This window comes from Stenotrophomonas sp. TWI602, assembly GCF_039674045.1.
Taxonomy (GTDB): domain Bacteria; phylum Pseudomonadota; class Gammaproteobacteria; order Xanthomonadales; family Xanthomonadaceae; genus Stenotrophomonas.
On the sequence record NZ_JBDJMT010000022.1, the window covers coordinates 1 to 16,837 of the forward strand.

The window sequence follows — 16,837 nt, forward strand, 5'->3', positions numbered from 1 at the left end:
GCAAGGTGGCGCTGGTAGCGGTCATGCGCAAGATGCTGGTCATCCTCAACGCCCGCAAGCGGGACGCCGAGGCCGCGTTGGTCTGCACCTGATAAGACAGTTGCTACCCGTCATGCACCGCCCACAAAAAAGCCCCGGCTCGCGCCGGGGCTTTTCCGTTTCAGGGCGTCACCGCCAGATCAACGATCCGGACGGTGCGCCGTGTTGGCTTCGCCCTGGCGCTCCAGGAACTCCTTGGAGGGTTCGTCCAGCTTGTCACCCAGCATGCGGCGGACCACCACGAAGAACACCGGGATCATCAGCAGACCGAGGAAGGTGGCGAACACCATGCCGCCGATCACGCCGGTACCGATCGCGTGACGCGCGTTGGCGCCGGCACCGGTGGAGATGGCCATCGGCACCACGCCCATGATGAAGGCGAACGAGGTCATCAGGATCGGGCGGAAGCGCAGGCGGGAGGCTTCGATGGTCGCCTCGCGCAGGTTCTTGCCCGCGGCCCGCTGTTCCACCGCGAACTCCACGATCAGGATCGCGTTCTTCGCCGCCAGGCCGATCACCGTGATCAGGCCGATCTTGAAGTACAGATCGTTCGGCAGGCCACGGGCGAGCGAGAAGGCCAGGGCGCCGAGGACACCCAGCGGCACCACCAGCAGCACCGCCACCGGGATCGACCAGCTTTCATACAGTGCGGCCAGGCAGAGGAACACCACCACGATGGACAGCACCAGCAGCAGGGTCGCGGCGTTGCCGGCCAGGATTTCCTGGTAGGACATGCCCGACCAGTCGTAGCCGAAGCCGGCCGGCAGGTCGTCGTTGACGATCCGTTCCATCGCCTGCATCGCCTCGCCCGAGCTGCGGCCTTCCGCCTGCGAACCGACGATGTTGACCGCCGAGTAACCGTTGTAGCGGCTCAGCGACGGCGGGGCGGACACCCACTCGGACTTCACCACGGTGCTCAGCGGAATCATCGCCTGCGTACCGTCGGCGTTGGTCTGCAGCGTGCTGGGCGTGTAGAAGCTGTTCAACGACTCCGCACCGGTGCGGTACGGGCCATCGGCCTGCAGGGTCACGCGCTTGATGCGGCCTTCATAGAAGAAGTCGTTGACGTACACCGGGGCCAGCATCAGCTGGATGGTGCTGTAGACGTCCGAGACCGACAGACCCATGGTCTGCGCCTGCACGCGATCCACGTGCAACTGCAGCTGCGGGGCGTTTTCCAGGCCGTTCGGGCGCACGCCGGTCAGCAGGTCGCTTTCCTGCGCTGCCTTGCCGAGCAGGATGTTGCGGGCCTGCGTCAGCTGCTCATAGCCCACGCCGCCACGGTCCTGCAGCCACATGTCGAAGCCGCCGAACTGGCCCAGGCCCTGCACGGTCGGCAGGTTGACCACGAAGATCTGCGCTTCCTTGATGCCGAAGAACGCGCCGTTCATGTTGTTGATGAACTCGGGCACCGTGATGTCGCGGTCCGCCCAGGGCTTGAGGCGGATGAAGCCCATGCCCACGTTTTCACCGGAGCCGACGAAGCTGAAACCCGCCACCTGCAGCATGCCTTCGAAGCCATCCTGCTTTTCCAGGATGCCGCGCATCTGGGCAAAGGCGTGGTTGGTCTGCGACTTGGTCGAGCCCGGCGGCAGCTGCACGATCGCCAGCGCATAGCCCTGGTCTTCTTCCGGCAGGAAGCTGCCCGGCATGCGCGTGAACAGGAAGCCGCACAGCGCGGTCAGCACCACGAACAGGATCATCCAGCGCGGGGCATGCTTCACCGCCGAGGTGATGTGGCCCACGTAGGTGTTGCTGACCTTGTCGTAGTACTTGTTGAAGGTGCGGTAGACGATGTTCGGGTTGTCGTTGTGCGTCGGCTTGAGGAACGTCGCGCACAGCGCCGGGGTGAAGCCCAGGGCCAGGAAGGCCGAGAAGGCCATCGCGATGGCGATCGTCAGCGCGAACTGCTTGTAGATCTCACCGGCGGCGCCGCCCTGCAGGGCCGACGGAATGAACACCGCTGCCAGCACCACGGTAATGGCCACCACTGCACCGGTGATCTGGGTCATGGCCTTCTGGGTGGCGGCCTTGGGCGGCAGCTTCTCCTCGGTCATGATGCGTTCGACGTTCTCGATGACCACGATCGCGTCATCGACCACGATGCCGATTGCCAGCACCATCGCAAACAGCGTCAGCTGGTTGATGGTGAAGCCGATGATGCTCATGCCCAGGAACGTGCCCAGCAGTGCGACCGGGATGACCAGGGTCGGGATCAGCGTGGCGCGGAAGTTCTGCAGGAAGATCAGCATCACCAGGAAGACCAGCACGACCGCTTCGATCAGGGTCTTGACCACTTCCTCGATCGAGATCTTCACGAAGGTGGTGCTGTCGTACGGCGAGAACCAGCTGACACCGGCCGGGAAGCTCGGCTTGAGCTCGTCCATCTTCGAGGTGACCGCATTGGCCACGTTCAGCGCGTTGGCGCCCGGCAGCAGCTGGATCGCGAACGCACCGGTCGGCTTGCCGTTGTACTGGGTGTCAAAGCCGTAGTTGTTCGCACCGAAGGCGATCCGGGCGATGTCCTTGAGCAGCACGCGCGAGCCGTCTGCATTGGCGCGCAGGATGATGTTCTCGAACTCTTCCGGCGAGCTGAAGCGGCCTTCGGCCGACACGGTCGCGGTGAAGTAGTGCCCCTCGGGCGAGGGATCCGAGCCCAGCGAACCGGCCGCGAACTGCACGTTCTGGTCCTTGATCGCGGCCAGCACCTGCGTGGCCGACAAGCCATAACCCTGCATCTTTTCCGGGTTGAGCCAGATGTTCATGGCGTACTCGGAACCGAACTGCTGGGTGCTGCCCACGCCGGGGATACGCGAGATCTGGTCGAGCACGCGCGAACCGACGATGTCGTTGAGCGCATCGCGGTCGATCGAGGCGCTGTCGGACTGCAGGGCCACCACCATCAGGAAGCCGGCGTTGGCCTTGGCCACCACCACGCCCTGCTGGGTCACTTCAGTGGGCAGGCGAGGCGTTGCCAGCGAGACCTTGTTCTGCACCTGGACCTGGGCGATATCGGCATCGGTGCCGGTTTCGAAGGTCAGGGTGATGGTGACGCGGCCGTTGGAGGCCGAGGACGAGCTGAAGTACAGCAGGTGATCGATACCGGTCAGCTGCTGCTCGATCACCTGGGTGACCGACTTTTCAGCGGTGTCGGCGCTGGCGCCGGGGTAGGTGGCGCTCACCGTCACCTGGGGAGGCGCGATGCTCGGGTAGGACTCCACGCCCAGACCCAGGATCGAGATCACGCCCGCAAGCGAGATCAGGATCGCGACCACCCAGGCGAATACCGGGTGTTCAATGAAAAATTTAGGCATGACGGAGGCTTCCCGTTATTGCTTGTTCGGTTCGGCAGCCGGAGCGGCGTCGGACTTTGCGGCGGCGGCATCGGCCGGGGCGGCCGCGGCATCAGGCTTGGCGGCAGCCGCCGGAGCGGCCCCTGCCGGAGCAGCCCCCGCCGGGGCCTGGCCATTGCCGTTGCCGGCGGCCGGGTTCCACGGGGCAGCCTTGGCCGGTTCGCCTTCCTTGACTTTCTGTACGCCGGCCACGATGACCTGATCACCGGCATCCAGACCGCCGCTGAGCAGCCAGTTGCTGCCCTGCTGGCCTTCGCTCTTCACATTCTTGCGGGCGACCTTGCCGTCCTTGCCCACCACCAGCACGTAGCCGCCGGTGGTGTCGCGCTGCAGCGCCTGCAGGGGCACCAGGTAGGCGTTGTTGCGCTCACCCAGGGTCGCCTGGAAGCTGACGAAGGCGCCCGGCAGCAGGATCTGCTGCGGGTTGGGCAGTACCGCGCGCAGCGAGACCGCGCCGGTGGCCGGGTCGACCGTGGTCGAGGAGAAGTCCAGCGTGCCCGGCTGGTCATAGACCGTGCCGTCGGCCAGCTTCACCTGCACCGTGGATTTGCCGTCCCCGCTCAGCGCCAGGGCGCCCTTGGCCTGGGCCGCGCGCATCTGGGTCAGTTCGTCCACGCTCATCGAGAAGTTCACGTACAGCGGGTCGAGCTGATCCACGGTGGTCAGCAGGGTCACATCGCCCTGGCCAACCAGCGCACCTTCAGTGACCTGCTGCTTGCCGGCGCGGCCGCTGATCGGCGAGCGCACTTCGGCATAGCCCAGGTTGATCCGCGCGCTGGCCAGCGAGGCCTGGGCCTGCTGCACGGCGGCAGCGGCAGTGCGCTCGGTGGCTTCGGCCGCATCCAGGTCGGACTTGGAGACGTAAGCCTGCGGGGCCAGCGAGCGGGCGCGGTTGGCGGCGGCCTTGGCGTTGGCGGCGGTGGCCTGCGCCGACGCCAGCTCGGCCTGGGAGGCATTGAGTGCTGCGCGCAGCGGCGCCGGGTCGATCAGGAACAGCACCTGGCCTTCCTTCACATCCGAGCCTTCCTGATAGACGCGCTTGAGCAGCACGCCTGGGACGCGGGCGCGCACATCGGCGCTGCGGAACGGCGACAGACGGCCGACCAGCTCACGCTGCAGCGGCAGGGTCTGCGGCTTGGCCTCGATCACGCCCACCTCCGGCGGCGGCGGGGCCTGCTGCTCTTCCTTTTTGCAGGCGGTCAACGCAAGGGCGACTGCGCACGTCAGGGCAAGGGTGCGGAGTGGGGCGATCATCAGGAGAAGCTCCGGTGTTGGTTTGAATACGAAGCCGTGGCCGCATCGGGCGCAGCGAATGCGCGCAGGAAGCTGTCGACGGAGAATTCTGCCCAGCGGCGGCGCACGGCGGCGTCATCGCGGTGGGGGATGTGGAAACGCTGTTTCTCGAAATCCAAGCCGGCGATCATGCTCAATAGCAGTTCAGCCATGAAGTGCGGGTCGTCATGCCTCAGCTGACCCTCGGCGGAACGCGTTGCCAGCCATTCAGAAACATGAAGTGCCAAGGCTCCGGCCCCGTTCTGGTAGAGCGTACGGGCTTCCTGCGGGAACTGACTGGACTCGGCGGCGATCAGGCGGCGGGCCTGGACCACATGCGGCTGGTTGAAGTGATCCAGATAGTCGTTGGCGAACCGCAGCAGACTGCCGCGCAGGTCGTCACCGTCGAGTGAGCGCAGCCCGGCGGTGGCGCGGCAGACGTGCCGCTGCATCACCCGCTTCAGCAGTTCCTGTTTATTGCCATAACGGCTGTAGAGGGTCTGCTTGGAACATCCAGCGTGCTGTGCCACCGCGTCCATGCTCAGTTGCATGCCCTGGCTGGCAAGCAGTTCGCGCACGGCATCGAACACGCGGTGATCGCGCGCGTCCAGGGTGCTGGCGGCGGGGGGTGGGGGAGTCACGGGGTGGACTATACCGTCCAGTTCAGAATTGTAGAAGCCTTGTTTTTCAGCGGCGTTTGATAGCCAACGTCAAGTGGCAACGGAAGCGGCCGATGCTGCGTCGGAGGAAACCCCGATGCGTTGATCCGTACTCGGCCGAATTGATCGTGCCGATGTAAACGGGACCCAACCCGAAAGACCTTATTCCGTCCTGCAGCAAGGTATTTCTGTGCGGTAGGCCTACAATTTCATTTTCCCAACTGAGCATCACGCACCGCTCCGTCATGAAACCGCAAAAACCAGCAGCCAAGACCGTGAAAAACAAATCCAAACCAGCCGATACGCAGACTGTTTCGCCAGTGGGCTTCTCGCTGGAGCCGGTGTACACGGCCTTGCGCAAGCGCTACCCGGCGGCCGGGCAGGCCGAGGCAGTGGCTTTTGCCGCCGACTTCTACAAGCGCATGGAGGCGGACGAGTTCCCGCACCACAGCGCCGAGGAGTGGGCCGCACTGGCAGCGGACACGCTGGAATTCGCGCGTGTGCGCAAGTCCGGCAAGGCCAACGTCCGCGTGTTCAACCCGACGCTGAAGAGCAACGGGTGGGAGTCGCCGCACACGGTGTTGCAGATCGTCAACGACGATATGCCGTTCCTGGTCGACACGGTGACGATGTCGCTGGCCGAGCATGGCGTGGGCGTGCATGTACTGGGTCACCCGGTGATCCGCTTCGCCCGTGACAAGGCCGGCAAGCTGACCGGTGTCAGCGACGGCACCGCCGAATCGGTGATGCTGCTGGAGATCGACCGCCAGCCGGCCGAGGCCATGGCCGACGTCGAGAAGGCCATCATCAAGGCGCTGGACGAGGTGCGTGCCATCGTCCGCGATTGGGACGCGATGCGTGCCAAGGCGCAGAGCCTGGCCGACGACCTGGGCAGCCGCCAGCTGCCGGTGGATGCCGCCTCGCGCGCCGAAGCGCAGGAATTCCTGCGCTGGGCCGCCGACAACCACTTCACCTTCTTCGGCTACCGCGAGTACCGCGTGGAGAAGCAGGGCAAGGAAGACGTGCTGGCTCCGCTCAACGACACCGGCCTGGGCCTGATGCGCGGGCAGGACAAGTCCGCCGCCCGTCCGGTCAAGACGCTCGCTGCGCAGGGCCTCAATGCCACCACCGGGTTGAAGGACGCGCTGATCCTGACCAAGACCAATGCCCGCTCGCGCGTGCATCGCGCCGGCTACATGGATTACATCGGCGTGCTCGAATTCGACGCCAAGGGCAAGATCATCGGCGAGCAGCGCTTCCTGGGCCTGTTCACCTCCAGCGCGTACAACCGCCGCCCGTGGGAGATCCCGCTGGTGCGTCAGCGCCACGAATACGTGATGAGCAAGTCCGGCCTGGCACCGAGCAGCCACAGCGGCAAGGCCCTGCGCCACATTCTGGAAACCCTGCCGCGCGAAGAGCTGTTCCAGTCCAGCGAAGATGAGCTGTTCCGCACCGCCATGGGCGTGCTGGGCCTGCAGGAGCGCGTGCGCAGCCGTCTGTTCCTGCGCCGTGACAAGTACAGCCGTTTCATCTCCGCGCTGGTGTACCTGCCGCGCGAACGCTTCAACACCGATGTGCGCCTGCGCATCGAAGCCATGCTCAAGGATGCCCTGCAGGGCGAGTACGTGGACAGCTCGGTCGTGCTCGGTGAGTCGCCGCTGGCCCAGGTGCACCTGATCGTGCGCCCGAAGGCTGGCCAGACCCTGGAAGTGGATACCAGCGCACTGGAGCAGAAACTGGCCCAGGTGCTGCGCAACTGGCAGGACGATCTGCGCGAAGCGCTGGTGGCCCGTCACGGTGAGGGCGAAGGCCTGCGCATCGCGGCGCGTATCGGCAAGGCGTTGCCGGCCGGTTACATCGAAGACTCCAGCACCGAGATCGCCGCCAACGACGTCAGCCAGCTCGACGCGCTGACCGGCCCGGACGACCTGCGCCTGAGCCTGCAGGCCGTGCAGCGCGAAGGCGGCGATGGGCTGCGCCTGAAGCTGTACCGCCAGCTGGACGATATTCCGCTGTCCGATGCGTTGCCGATGATGGAAAACATGGGCCTGCGTGTCATCGCCGAGCGTCCGTACCGTCTGACGGTCGATAACGCCCCGGTGTATGTGCAGGACTTCGAAGTGGAATCGGTGGCTGGTGCGATCGATGCGCCGAGCGTCGATGCCGCCTTCGGTGAAACCTTCGCCCGCGTGTGGCACGGCGATGCCGAGAACGACGGCTTCAACCGCCTCGTGCTCGCGGCCGGCCTGCACTGGCGCCAGGTGGCGATGCTGCGTGGCTACTGCAAGTACCTGCTGCAGACCGGCGTGCCGTTCTCGCAGGCCTATGTGGAAGGCACCTTCACCCGCTACCCGCTGCTGGCCCGTCTGCTGGTGGAGCTGTTCGAAGCGCGCTTCGATCCGGCCACCGGCCACGAGAGCAAGGACGCGATCGCCGAGGGCCAGGCCCAGCTGCGCGCGCATCTGACCGTGCTCGCCGGCGGTGACGAAGCCACCCTGAAAGTGCTCAAGACCGTGGTCGATGCGCGCAAGGGCGACCGCACCGTGCAGATGGACGCCGCGCGCGATGCGCTGCTCAAGCTGATGGACCGCGTCTCCAGCCTCGATGAAGACCGCATCCTGCGCAGCTTCATGGGCGTGATCGATGCGACCCTGCGCACCAGCTACTACCAGACCGATGCCGAGGGCCGTCCGGGCCACGTCATCAGCTTCAAGTTCGATTCGGCGCTGGTGCCGGACCTGCCCAAGCCGCGTCCGTACCGCGAAATCTTCGTGTACGGCCCGCGCGTGGAAGGTACCCACCTGCGCTTCGGCGCCGTGGCTCGTGGTGGCCTGCGCTGGTCGGATCGTCGCGAAGATTTCCGTACCGAGGTGCTGGGCCTGGTCAAGGCACAGATGGTCAAGAACACGGTGATCGTGCCGGTCGGCGCGAAGGGCGGTTTCTTCGCCAAGATGCCGCCGGTCAACGGTGACCGTGATGCGGTGTTCGCCAACGGCGTGGCCTGCTACAAGCTGTTCATCCAGGGCCTGCTGGACATCACCGACAACATCGTCAACAACAAGATCGTGCCGCCGGTGGACGTGGTCCGCCACGACATGGACGACCCGTATCTGGTGGTGGCCGCCGACAAGGGCACCGCGACCTTCTCCGACATCGCCAACGGCCTGGCCGTGGCGCACGGCTTCTGGATGGGCGACGCGTTCGCCTCCGGTGGCTCGGTCGGTTACGACCACAAGGGCATGGGCATCACCGCCCGCGGTGCGTGGGAGTCGGTCAAGCGCCACTTCCGTGCGCTGGGCCGTGACAGCCAGAGCCAGGACTTCACCGCGGTCGGCGTGGGCGACATGTCCGGCGACGTGTTCGGCAACGGCATGCTGTTGTCGCGCCATATCCGCCTGGTCGCGGCATTCGATCACCGCCACATCTTCCTGGACCCGAACCCGGATGCGGCCACGACCTTCGTCGAGCGTGAGCGTCTGTTCACCGTGCCGCGCTCCAGCTGGGCCGATTACGATGCCAAGCTGATCAGCAAGGGCGGTGGCGTGTACCCGCGTACGCTGAAGTCCATCGAGATCACCCCGCAGGTCCGTGAGGTACTCGGCCTGGACGAGGGCATCAAGGCGATGACCCCGAACGACCTGATGAGCGCGATCCTGAAGTCGCCGGTCGACCTGCTGTGGAACGGCGGCATCGGTACCTACGTCAAGGCGGCGAGCGAGCAGCACAGCGATGTCGGCGACCGCGCCAACAACGCGCTGCGCGTCAATGGCGGCGAGCTGCGCTGCAAGGTGGTGGGCGAGGGCGGCAACCTGGGCATGACCCAGCTGGGCCGTATCGAAGCCGCCCAGGCCGGCGTGCTGCTCAACACCGACTTCATCGACAACTCGGCCGGTGTGGACACCTCCGATCACGAAGTCAACATCAAGATCCTGCTCAACGATGTGGTGCGGGCCAAGAAGTTGACCGTCGAACAGCGCAACAAGCTGCTGGCCTCGATGACCGACGAAGTGGCCGCGCTGGTGCTGATGGACAACTACCGTCAGAACCAGGCGCTGAGCCTGATGGAACGCATGGCGGTCAAGCGCCTGGGGTCCAAGCAGCACTTCATCCGCACGCTGGAACAGCAGGGCCTGCTGGATCGCCAGATCGAGTACCTGCCCTCGGATGCGGAACTGTCCGCACGCAAGGCGCGTGGCCAGGGCCTGACCCGTCCGGAACTGTCGGTGCTGTTGTCCTACTCCAAGCTGGTGGCCTTCCAGCAGCTGCTCGAGTCGGACATTCCGGAAGATCCGTACCTGTCCAAGGAGCTGCAGCGCTACTTCCCGACGCCGCTGCAGAAGAAGTACGCCGATGCGATGGAGCGTCACCGCCTGAAGCGCGAAATCATCGCCACGGCCGTGACCAACCAGACCATCAACCGCATGGGCGCCACCTTCCTGATGCGCATGCAGGAAGACACCGGCCGCACCGTGGCCGAGGTCGCCAAGGCGTACACGATCAGCCGTGAAACGCTGGATGCACGTGCACTGTGGGCACAGATCGACGCCCTCGATGGCACGTTGCCGGAGTCGGTGCAGATCGATGCGCTGGAAGTGATCTGGAAGCTGCAGCGTTCGTTCGTGCGCTGGCTGCTCTCGCGCCCGGGCGCCATGCCGGGCATCACCGAAGCCGTCAACCGCTACCAGGCCGCGTTCAACGACATCCGCGACGCCTCGGGCGTGCTGCCGGATTCGCAGCGCCCGGCCTACGAGGCCAGCGTGCAGGAGTGGAAGGACAAGGGCCTGCCGCCGGCGTTGTCGCAGCAGCTCTCGGAACTGCAGTTCCTGGAGCCGGCGTTCGACATCATCGAACTGGCCCGCACCCGCAAGCTCAAGCCGGTGGACGTCTCCAAGGTCCACTTCCGCCTGGGCGACGCCCTGCAGCTGCCGTGGCTGTTCGAGCAGATCGACGCGCTGGAGGTCAACGGCCGCTGGCACGCCGTGGCCCGCGGCGTGCTGCGCGACGAGCTGGCCGCTCACCATCGCAACCTGGCTGCCCAGGTCCTGTCGATGAAGGGCAGCAGCGCCGAGGCCAAGGTCGCCGCCTGGATGGGCCGCGATGACAGCAGCCTGCGCTTCACCCTGGCGATGCTGGCCGAGCTGGCCGAGCAGAAGACCCTGGACTACCCGACCGTTTCGGTCGCGGTCCAGCGCCTGGGTCAGCTGGCTTCGCATGGTGCGTAAGCATGGTGCGTTGGCGCATTCGCGCTGACGCCCCACGGTTTGCCTTGCAAACCGTGGGCCCCATGCAAACGATGCTTCCAGACCCCCGCGCCTTCGGCGCGCCCCCCTGACTCAGGGGGGCTCTGCTCCAGAGGGATGGGCGGGGGCCGGTAACGGCATTGCATGAGAAACACACGGCTCCGCTTCGGCGGGGCCGTTTTCGTTTCCGTCCGTGCCGGCCCGCGACCGGCACGAACGGTTATGCTCTTGCCGGCATACCCCACCCGGATTCACCGATGAGCGACACCCCCCGTATCGCCTTCATGGCCAGCTCCACCGAAGCGGCGCAGCTCGCCCTGGCACAGATGCGGGCCCGCTATGGCGACTACACGCCCGAGCAGGCCGAGGTGCTGTGCCCGTTGGGGGGGGATGGCTTCCTGCTGCAGACGCTGCATCGCTATGGTGCGCTGGAAAAGCCGGTGTTCGGCATGAAGCTGGGCACGGTGGGCTTCCTGATGAACCAGTTCCGTGATGATGATCTGCCCGCGCGCCTGGCGGCCGCGGAGCCGGCCAACCTGCGGCCGCTGGAGATGCTGGCGTTGACCGAGTCCGGCACCACCACCGGCTCGCTGGCCTACAACGACGTCTCGCTGCTGCGGCAGACCCGCCAGGCCGCGCATATCGGCATCGACCTCAATGGCCAGGAGCGCGTGGCCGAGCTGATCGGCGACGGGGTGCTGGTCGCCACCCCGGCCGGCAGCACCGCCTACAACTATTCCGCGCATGGCCCGATCCTGCCGCTGGGCTCGCACACGATCGCGCTGACGCCGTTGGCGCCGTACCGTCCGCGCCGCTGGCGGGGTGCGATCCTCAAGGCGGACACCGAAGTGCGCTTCCGGGTGCTCGACCCGTACAAGCGCCCGGTCAGCGTCACCGCCGATTCGCACGAAACCCGCGATGTGGTGGAAGTGACCATCCGCGAATCGCGCGAACGCCGCGTCACCATGCTGTTCGACCCGGAGCACAATCTGGAAGACCGGATCCTGAGCGAACAGTTCATGTTCTGACGGCGCACGGCCGTGCTGGCCATGCACTGTGGGAGAATGGCTGGCCGGCCGCTGCGGCCGCATTGGATTGCTGATTGCCATGGGCGACAACACCCCCCGTTTGCTGACCGTTGCCGTGACGTCGCGGGCCCTGTTCGATCTGGAAGAGGGCCACGCGCTGTTCGAGGCCGAAGGCGTCGATGCCTATGCCGAGTACCAGCGCAAGCACGAAGATGATGTGCTGCGCCCCGGCGTGGCCTTCCCGGTGGTACGCAAGCTGCTCGCGCTCAACCAGGGCCAGTCGCCGGAACAGCCGCGGGTGGAAGTGATCCTGCTGTCGCGCAACTCCGCCGATACCGGCCTGCGCATCTTCAATTCGATCCAGCACTACGACCTGGGCATCATCCGCGCGACCTTCACCGCGGGCGAGCCGACCTGGCCGTATGTGAAGCCGTTCGGCACTGATCTGTTCCTGTCGGCCAACCCGGAGTCGGTGCGGCGCGCGCTGCTGCACGGGATCGCTGCCGCGACCATCCTGCCCAAGCCGCCGGGCGAGACCATCGCCGCAGCCGAACAGGTCGATCTGGGCCGTCCGCTGGGCCAGCTGCGCATCGCCTTCGATGGTGATGCGGTGATCTTCGGCGATGAGAGCGAACGCATTTCGCGCGAGCAGGGCGTGGAAGCGTTCGGCCGCCATGAGCGTGAGAACGCCCGTGAGCCGCTCAGTGGCGGTCCGTTCCGCAATTTCCTCTCGGCCCTACACACCCTGCAGGCCGTGTTCCCCTCGGGCGAAGATGCGCCGATCCGCACCGCGCTGGTCACTGCGCGTTCGGCACCGGCGCACGAGCGGGTCATCCGCACGCTGCGCGAGTGGGGCGTGCGCCTGGACGAGGCGCTGTTCCTGGGCGGCCGCCACAAGGGCCCGTTCCTGGAAGCGTTCGGCGCGGACATCTTCTTCGACGATTCCCAGCACAACATCGACAGCGCGCTGCAACACCAGAGCGTGGCCGCCGGGCACGTGCCGCATGGGGTCGCCAACGACGGCTGATGGTGCGTGGGGGCCATGTACCCACCAACGGTGGCGCCCATGTACCCACCAACGGTGGCGCCTATGTACCCACCAACGGTGGGTACCTACTGGATCGGCAGGACCGACGGGGCGGTGCTTTCGGGGTTCAATGGCAGCCGGATGTCGACCAGGCGCCAGCGCAGCCCCGAGCGCTGCAGGATGAAGACCACCGGCGCGCCCTGCGGGGTATGGGTGGTGGCGGTGAACCGCGACAGCGACTCGAAATGGTGGGTGGCGCCGTTCAGCGGCCGTGCCGGCCGTGGCGCCGCGTAGGCATCGTTGCTGGGGCTGTCCAGGTCGCTGCTGGCGCGCTTCCACAGGGTGTGGCCCTCCAGCAGCGCACCGATGCCGGTGGGGGTCACCAGTGCGTCCACGGCGGTCGCGCTCAGCCGGTCACCGGCCGAGAGCAGCAACGCACCGAACAGGCTGGACTGCATGTCCGGACCCGCGCGGCGCACCACGTAATCGCTCAGCTGGGCGCGCAGGTTGGCGCGCAGCATCGGGAAATCCACGTAACGGTCGAGTCTGGCGGTGTCGCGCTGTTCGATCGCGCGGCTGAGGCCATGCACGGTCACGTAGGGGCCGCCGAACACGATGCCGGCCAGCACCAGCAGCACGGTGACCAGCAACCACAGCAGCTTCTTCATCGGATCTGCCTTGTCGTCATGGTGCCCAGCTTGACCCACCGGGCGTCAGCGCACGTGAAGCTCAGAATTCCAGGTCCAGCGCCGCACACAGGTAATCCACGAACGGGGCCAGCGTGACCAGGTCGGCTGCGATGGTCTGGCGCAGTCGCGGCCCGGTCATCGTGGCGTCGTCCAGCGAGCGCCAGAACACCCAGTTGCGGTGCTTGAGATCGTCGATGAACTCGAACTCCGGCTCGAACCCGCGCGGGGCCCGCACCAGCTTTTCGCTTTCCTCGAAATCGAACTTCTTGCGCAGCACCGGCGAATGCGCGGCGGCCTTCCAGCTGCCCGGGTTGTCGACGATGAAATGCCGCACCTTGCGCTGCGTGGCCGGCTCGGGATGCCACAGGCCGGCGCCGACGAAGCTCTCGCCCGGCTGCAGGTGGATGTAGAACGACGGGGCTGGCACCTGCTTGCGCCGCTCATGGAACAGGCGTGCGCCCTGCCAGCTCTTGTAGGGCGACTTGTCGTTGGAGAAGCGCGCATCGCGGTAGATGCGGAACAACGACCCACCCACGGTGCGCGGATCGGCGCGGAAGTGCTCGCTGACTGCGGCCAGGTCCGGCTGCAGATCGGTGATCAGGCGCAGGAACGGCTGGCGGACGTGCTCTTCGTACTTCGGCTTGTGCTCGTTGAACCAGGTCTTGTCGTTGTTGCGGGCCAGGCCGCGCAGGAAGGTGAAGGTGGCCGGGCTGAAATACGTACTCATAGGCTGCTCTGCAGGTGGGTGCCCCAGTCGCGCAGGTGCTGCAGCAGGGCGAGCTTGCCGGCATCGTCGGCGTGCTCTGCGGCCAGTGCATCCAGCTGCGCGGTGAACTGCGGCAGGGTCTGTTCGCCCAGCGATGCATCGCCGAGCAGGCGCTGGCGACGATAGTCGTTCCAGCGTGAGCGCTCAGTGGTGTCCAGGGTGTCCGGGTAGTTCCGGGCGCGGTACCGGAACAGCAGCTCGGGCATGCGCGGGTCGCGCAGGCGCTCGGCGAAGCTGGCCAGTTCGGCCGGCGGGCTGGTGCGGATGCGTGCCATCAGGGATTTGTCGCCGTCGGCCAGGAAGCCGTCGTAGAGCGAGGCGTCCACATCGCTCGGCGCCAGCGAGCGCTCACCTGAATACACCTGGCGAACTTTTTCGGCCAGGGCCGGGCCGATCTGTCGCAGGCGCTCGGCGTTGGCTTCGATCGCGGCCGGGTCGATGCCCAGCCGCGCATGGTCGGCCGGGCGTAGATGGTTCCAGGCGACCAGCGCCGGGACCTTGTTGAGATGCACTTCCTTGAGCGGCACGCGCTGCTCACCCTCGGCCATGTCGGCCGCGCGGGTGTACAGGCGCGCGGCGATGGTTTCCGGTGGCAGATCGAGCAGCGGCTCGATATCGCCCTCCAGATCGAACGCGATGATGCGGTTGTTGATGAAGGGATGGCGCGCCAGTGGCAGCACCGGTGCCGCGCACATGCGCTGGGCCGGATAGCGCATCGAGATGTGCAGCACCGGCTGCATCGCATCCACATCCAGCAGGCTGCCCACGAAGCGCTTGTCACGCAGCTTCAGCGCGTAGTCCCAGAGCCGCGGCTGGGCCTGCTTGAACAGCTTCGCCAGGCCGATCGTCGCGTGCACATCGGACAGCGCTTCATGTGCCTCGCCCTGGCGGACGTTGTTGGCCGTGGCCAGATGCTCGAGCTTGAATGACGTGGCGCCGTCTTCGCGCTGCGGCCAGACAATTCCGTCCGGGCGCAGCGCATGCAGCAATCGCATCATGTCCAGCAGATCCCAGCGCGAATTGCCGTTGCGCCACTCGCGTTCATAGGGGTCGTAGAAGTTGCGGAACAGCCCGTGGCGGACGAACTCATCGTCGAAGCGCAGCGTGTTGTAGCCCAGCGAGCAGGTACCCGGCTGCGCCATCAGGTCGTTGATCCGCGCGAACGCTTCGGCCTCGGTGACGCCGGCGCTCAGCGCGTGCTGCGGGGTGATGCCGGTGATCAGGGTGGCGATCGGGGAGGGCAGCAGATCATCGGCCGGTTTGACGTAGAAGCTGACCGGTGCTTCGATGATGTTCAGATCGGCATCGGTGCGAATACCGGCGAACTGCGCGATGCGCGTGCGGCGCGGGTCCTGACCGAAGGTTTCCAGGTCATAGAACAGGAAGCTGTCGGCCATCAGTGCGCACCTTCCAGGACGGGCAGTTGTTCGTGGACCAGCCGCTCCAGTGCGGCCCAGTCGATATGCGCCAGGCTGTCGTGCCCGGCAGTGGCTTGCTCCAGCATGCGCCGCTGCAGCTCGGTGCGCGCCAGCGCCACGGCGTACGGGGTACGCAGGAAGGTGACCATCGTGTAGTGCGGCACGAAGCGGGTCGGCCAGCGCGCCTGCAGCGCCTGTTCCAGTTCGCGCTGCAGCAGGAACTGCGGATCGGCCACGCGGTCGCGCATCTCCAGGTAGTTCTCCAGCGCCATCTGCTGGATCGCCTCGGCGTTCGGCTTGCGGTCCGCTTCGAATGCAGCGAAGGCCTCGCCCAGCGAATCCTGCTCCAGCAGATGCGCGGCCAGGGCGATGCAGTCTTCGAAGGCGCAGTTCATGCCTTGGCCGTGGAACGGGACCATCGCGTGCGCCGCGTCGCCGATCAGCACCGCGCGGCCCTTCATATGCCAGTGCTTGAGATGCAGCGTGCCCAGCAGGCCCGGCGGATGCTGCTCCCAGTCGCGGCGCAGGTTCGGGATCAGCGCCAGCGCATCGGGGAAGTCGCGCGCGAACAGCGCTTCGGCCTCGGCCCCGCTGTTGGTGGTGGCAAAGCTCGGATCGCCCTCGTTGGGCAGGAACAGGGTGACCGTGAACGTGCCTTCGTCGTTCGGCAACGCGATGCACATGTAGTGCCCGCGCGGCCAGATGTGCAGTGCATTGGCCTCGATCCGGAAGCCGCCATCGTCGGTCGGCGGGATTTCCAGCTCCTTGTAGGAGTGGTCCAGGAAGTCGATGCGCTCGTCCAGCGGCTGCTTGCGGTTCATCGCCGCGCGCAGCGCCGAGCCGGCACCGTCGGCCCCGATCAGGGTGTCGAAGCGGATATCGTGCGGCTGGTCGTCGCGGTCGTCGATGAAGCGCGCGTAGCCGGCATCGAAATCCACCGTGTGCAGGCGGCGGTGGAAGTGCACGGTCGCACCGGCATCCTCGGCCAGCTGCAAAAGCGTGGTGTTGAGGTCTTTGCGGTGGATCGACCAGATCACTTCGCTGTCGTCGCGCCCGTAGCGTTGCAGCTGCGGCTCGCCTTCGCGCGGGTGGATCATGCGCCCGCGCATCATCACCGCCTTGGCCATGACCGCGTCTTCCACGCCGGCTTGGCGCAGTGCGTGCCGGCCGCGTTCGGCCAGCGCCAGATTGATCGAACGACCGGACTCGTAATCGCTCACGCGCGGATCGCCGCGGCGCTCATACAAGGTGATCTGCCAGCCCTGGCGGGACAGCAGGATGGCCAGCAGTGAACCGGCCAGGCCAGCGCCGATGATGCTCAGCGAGCGGGAGGGGGTAGCGATCAA

General features: G+C 66.3%; 9 protein-coding genes and 1 pseudogene. 3 read left to right on the forward strand and 7 right to left on the reverse strand.

Going from position 1 to position 16,837, the window contains the following annotated elements; all coding sequences use genetic code 11:
* Positions 1–179: 179 nt before the first annotated feature.
* From ABE483_RS15835 to ABE483_RS15845, 3 genes are read right to left on the reverse strand one after another with little or no spacing between them, the layout of a single operon-like run.
* On the reverse strand, positions 180–3,353 hold the full coding sequence (locus tag ABE483_RS15835; RefSeq protein WP_313210660.1) for a multidrug efflux RND transporter permease subunit: 3,174 nt from the start codon (positions 3,351–3,353) through the stop codon (positions 180–182).
* Positions 3,354–3,368: 15 nt separating this feature from the next.
* On the reverse strand, positions 3,369–4,646 hold the full coding sequence (locus tag ABE483_RS15840; protein WP_346465906.1) for an efflux RND transporter periplasmic adaptor subunit: 1,278 nt from the start codon (positions 4,644–4,646) through the stop codon (positions 3,369–3,371).
* A complete protein-coding gene (locus tag ABE483_RS15845; RefSeq protein WP_313210664.1) occupies positions 4,646–5,305 on the reverse strand; it encodes a TetR/AcrR family transcriptional regulator in 660 nt (219 codons plus the stop codon). The genes ABE483_RS15840 and ABE483_RS15845 overlap by 1 nt, the downstream gene beginning before the upstream one ends.
* 347 nt (positions 5,306–5,652) lie before the next feature.
* Here ABE483_RS15845 and ABE483_RS15850 point away from each other — a divergent pair.
* From ABE483_RS15850 to ABE483_RS15860, 3 genes and pseudogenes are all read left to right on the forward strand, one after another.
* A pseudogene (locus ABE483_RS15850) lies at positions 5,653–10,545 on the forward strand (NAD-glutamate dehydrogenase domain-containing protein); the annotation flags it as partial.
* Positions 10,546–10,820: 275 nt separating this feature from the next.
* Positions 10,821–11,591 carry an NAD kinase gene (locus ABE483_RS15855; protein ID WP_070470529.1) on the forward strand — a complete coding sequence of 257 codons (771 nt, stop codon included), beginning with the start codon at positions 10,821–10,823 and terminating at the stop codon, positions 11,589–11,591.
* Between the two features lie 79 nt (positions 11,592–11,670).
* A complete protein-coding gene (locus ABE483_RS15860; protein ID WP_088434636.1) occupies positions 11,671–12,618 on the forward strand; it encodes a 5'-nucleotidase in 948 nt (315 codons plus the stop codon).
* An 86-nt stretch (positions 12,619–12,704) separates the two neighbouring features.
* Here the strand turns inward: ABE483_RS15860 and ABE483_RS15865 are convergent, their stop codons facing one another.
* The 4 genes from ABE483_RS15865 to ABE483_RS15880 form a co-directional block, all read right to left on the reverse strand.
* Positions 12,705–13,286, reverse strand: a complete 582-nt coding sequence (locus ABE483_RS15865; RefSeq protein ID WP_346482007.1) for a DUF2939 domain-containing protein — start codon at positions 13,284–13,286, stop codon at positions 12,705–12,707.
* A 61-nt stretch (positions 13,287–13,347) separates the two neighbouring features.
* The gene (locus ABE483_RS15870) at positions 13,348–14,034 is read right to left on the reverse strand and encodes a DUF2461 domain-containing protein (protein ID WP_313210673.1); all 687 of its coding nucleotides are present in this window, start codon (positions 14,032–14,034) and stop codon (positions 13,348–13,350) included.
* Positions 14,031–15,470, reverse strand: coding sequence for an exodeoxyribonuclease I (sbcB, locus tag ABE483_RS15875; RefSeq protein WP_346482008.1), 1,440 nt, complete (start codon positions 15,468–15,470; stop codon positions 14,031–14,033). The genes ABE483_RS15870 and sbcB overlap by 4 nt, the downstream gene beginning before the upstream one ends.
* Positions 15,470–16,837, reverse strand: a complete 1,368-nt coding sequence (locus ABE483_RS15880) for an NAD(P)/FAD-dependent oxidoreductase (RefSeq protein ID WP_313218794.1) — start codon at positions 16,835–16,837, stop codon at positions 15,470–15,472. Before ABE483_RS15880 ends, sbcB begins: the two co-directional genes overlap by 1 nt.

What these genes read in the sequence shown, in the direction of transcription:
- ABE483_RS15835 (WP_313210660.1), bottom strand. Translation starts at nt 3,353, where the DNA reads ATGCCTAAATTTTTCATTGAACACCCGGTATTCGCCTGGGTGGTCGCG.
- ABE483_RS15840 (WP_346465906.1), bottom strand. Translation starts at nt 4,646, where the DNA reads ATGATCGCCCCACTCCGCACCCTTGCCCTGACGTGCGCAGTCGCCCTT.
- ABE483_RS15855 (WP_070470529.1), top strand. Translation starts at nt 10,821, where the DNA reads ATGAGCGACACCCCCCGTATCGCCTTCATGGCCAGCTCCACCGAAGCG.
- ABE483_RS15860 (WP_088434636.1), top strand. Translation starts at nt 11,671, where the DNA reads ATGGGCGACAACACCCCCCGTTTGCTGACCGTTGCCGTGACGTCGCGG.
- ABE483_RS15865 (WP_346482007.1), bottom strand. Translation starts at nt 13,286, where the DNA reads ATGAAGAAGCTGCTGTGGTTGCTGGTCACCGTGCTGCTGGTGCTGGCC.
- ABE483_RS15870 (WP_313210673.1), bottom strand. Translation starts at nt 14,034, where the DNA reads ATGAGTACGTATTTCAGCCCGGCCACCTTCACCTTCCTGCGCGGCCTG.
- sbcB (WP_346482008.1), bottom strand. Translation starts at nt 15,470, where the DNA reads ATGGCCGACAGCTTCCTGTTCTATGACCTGGAAACCTTCGGTCAGGAC.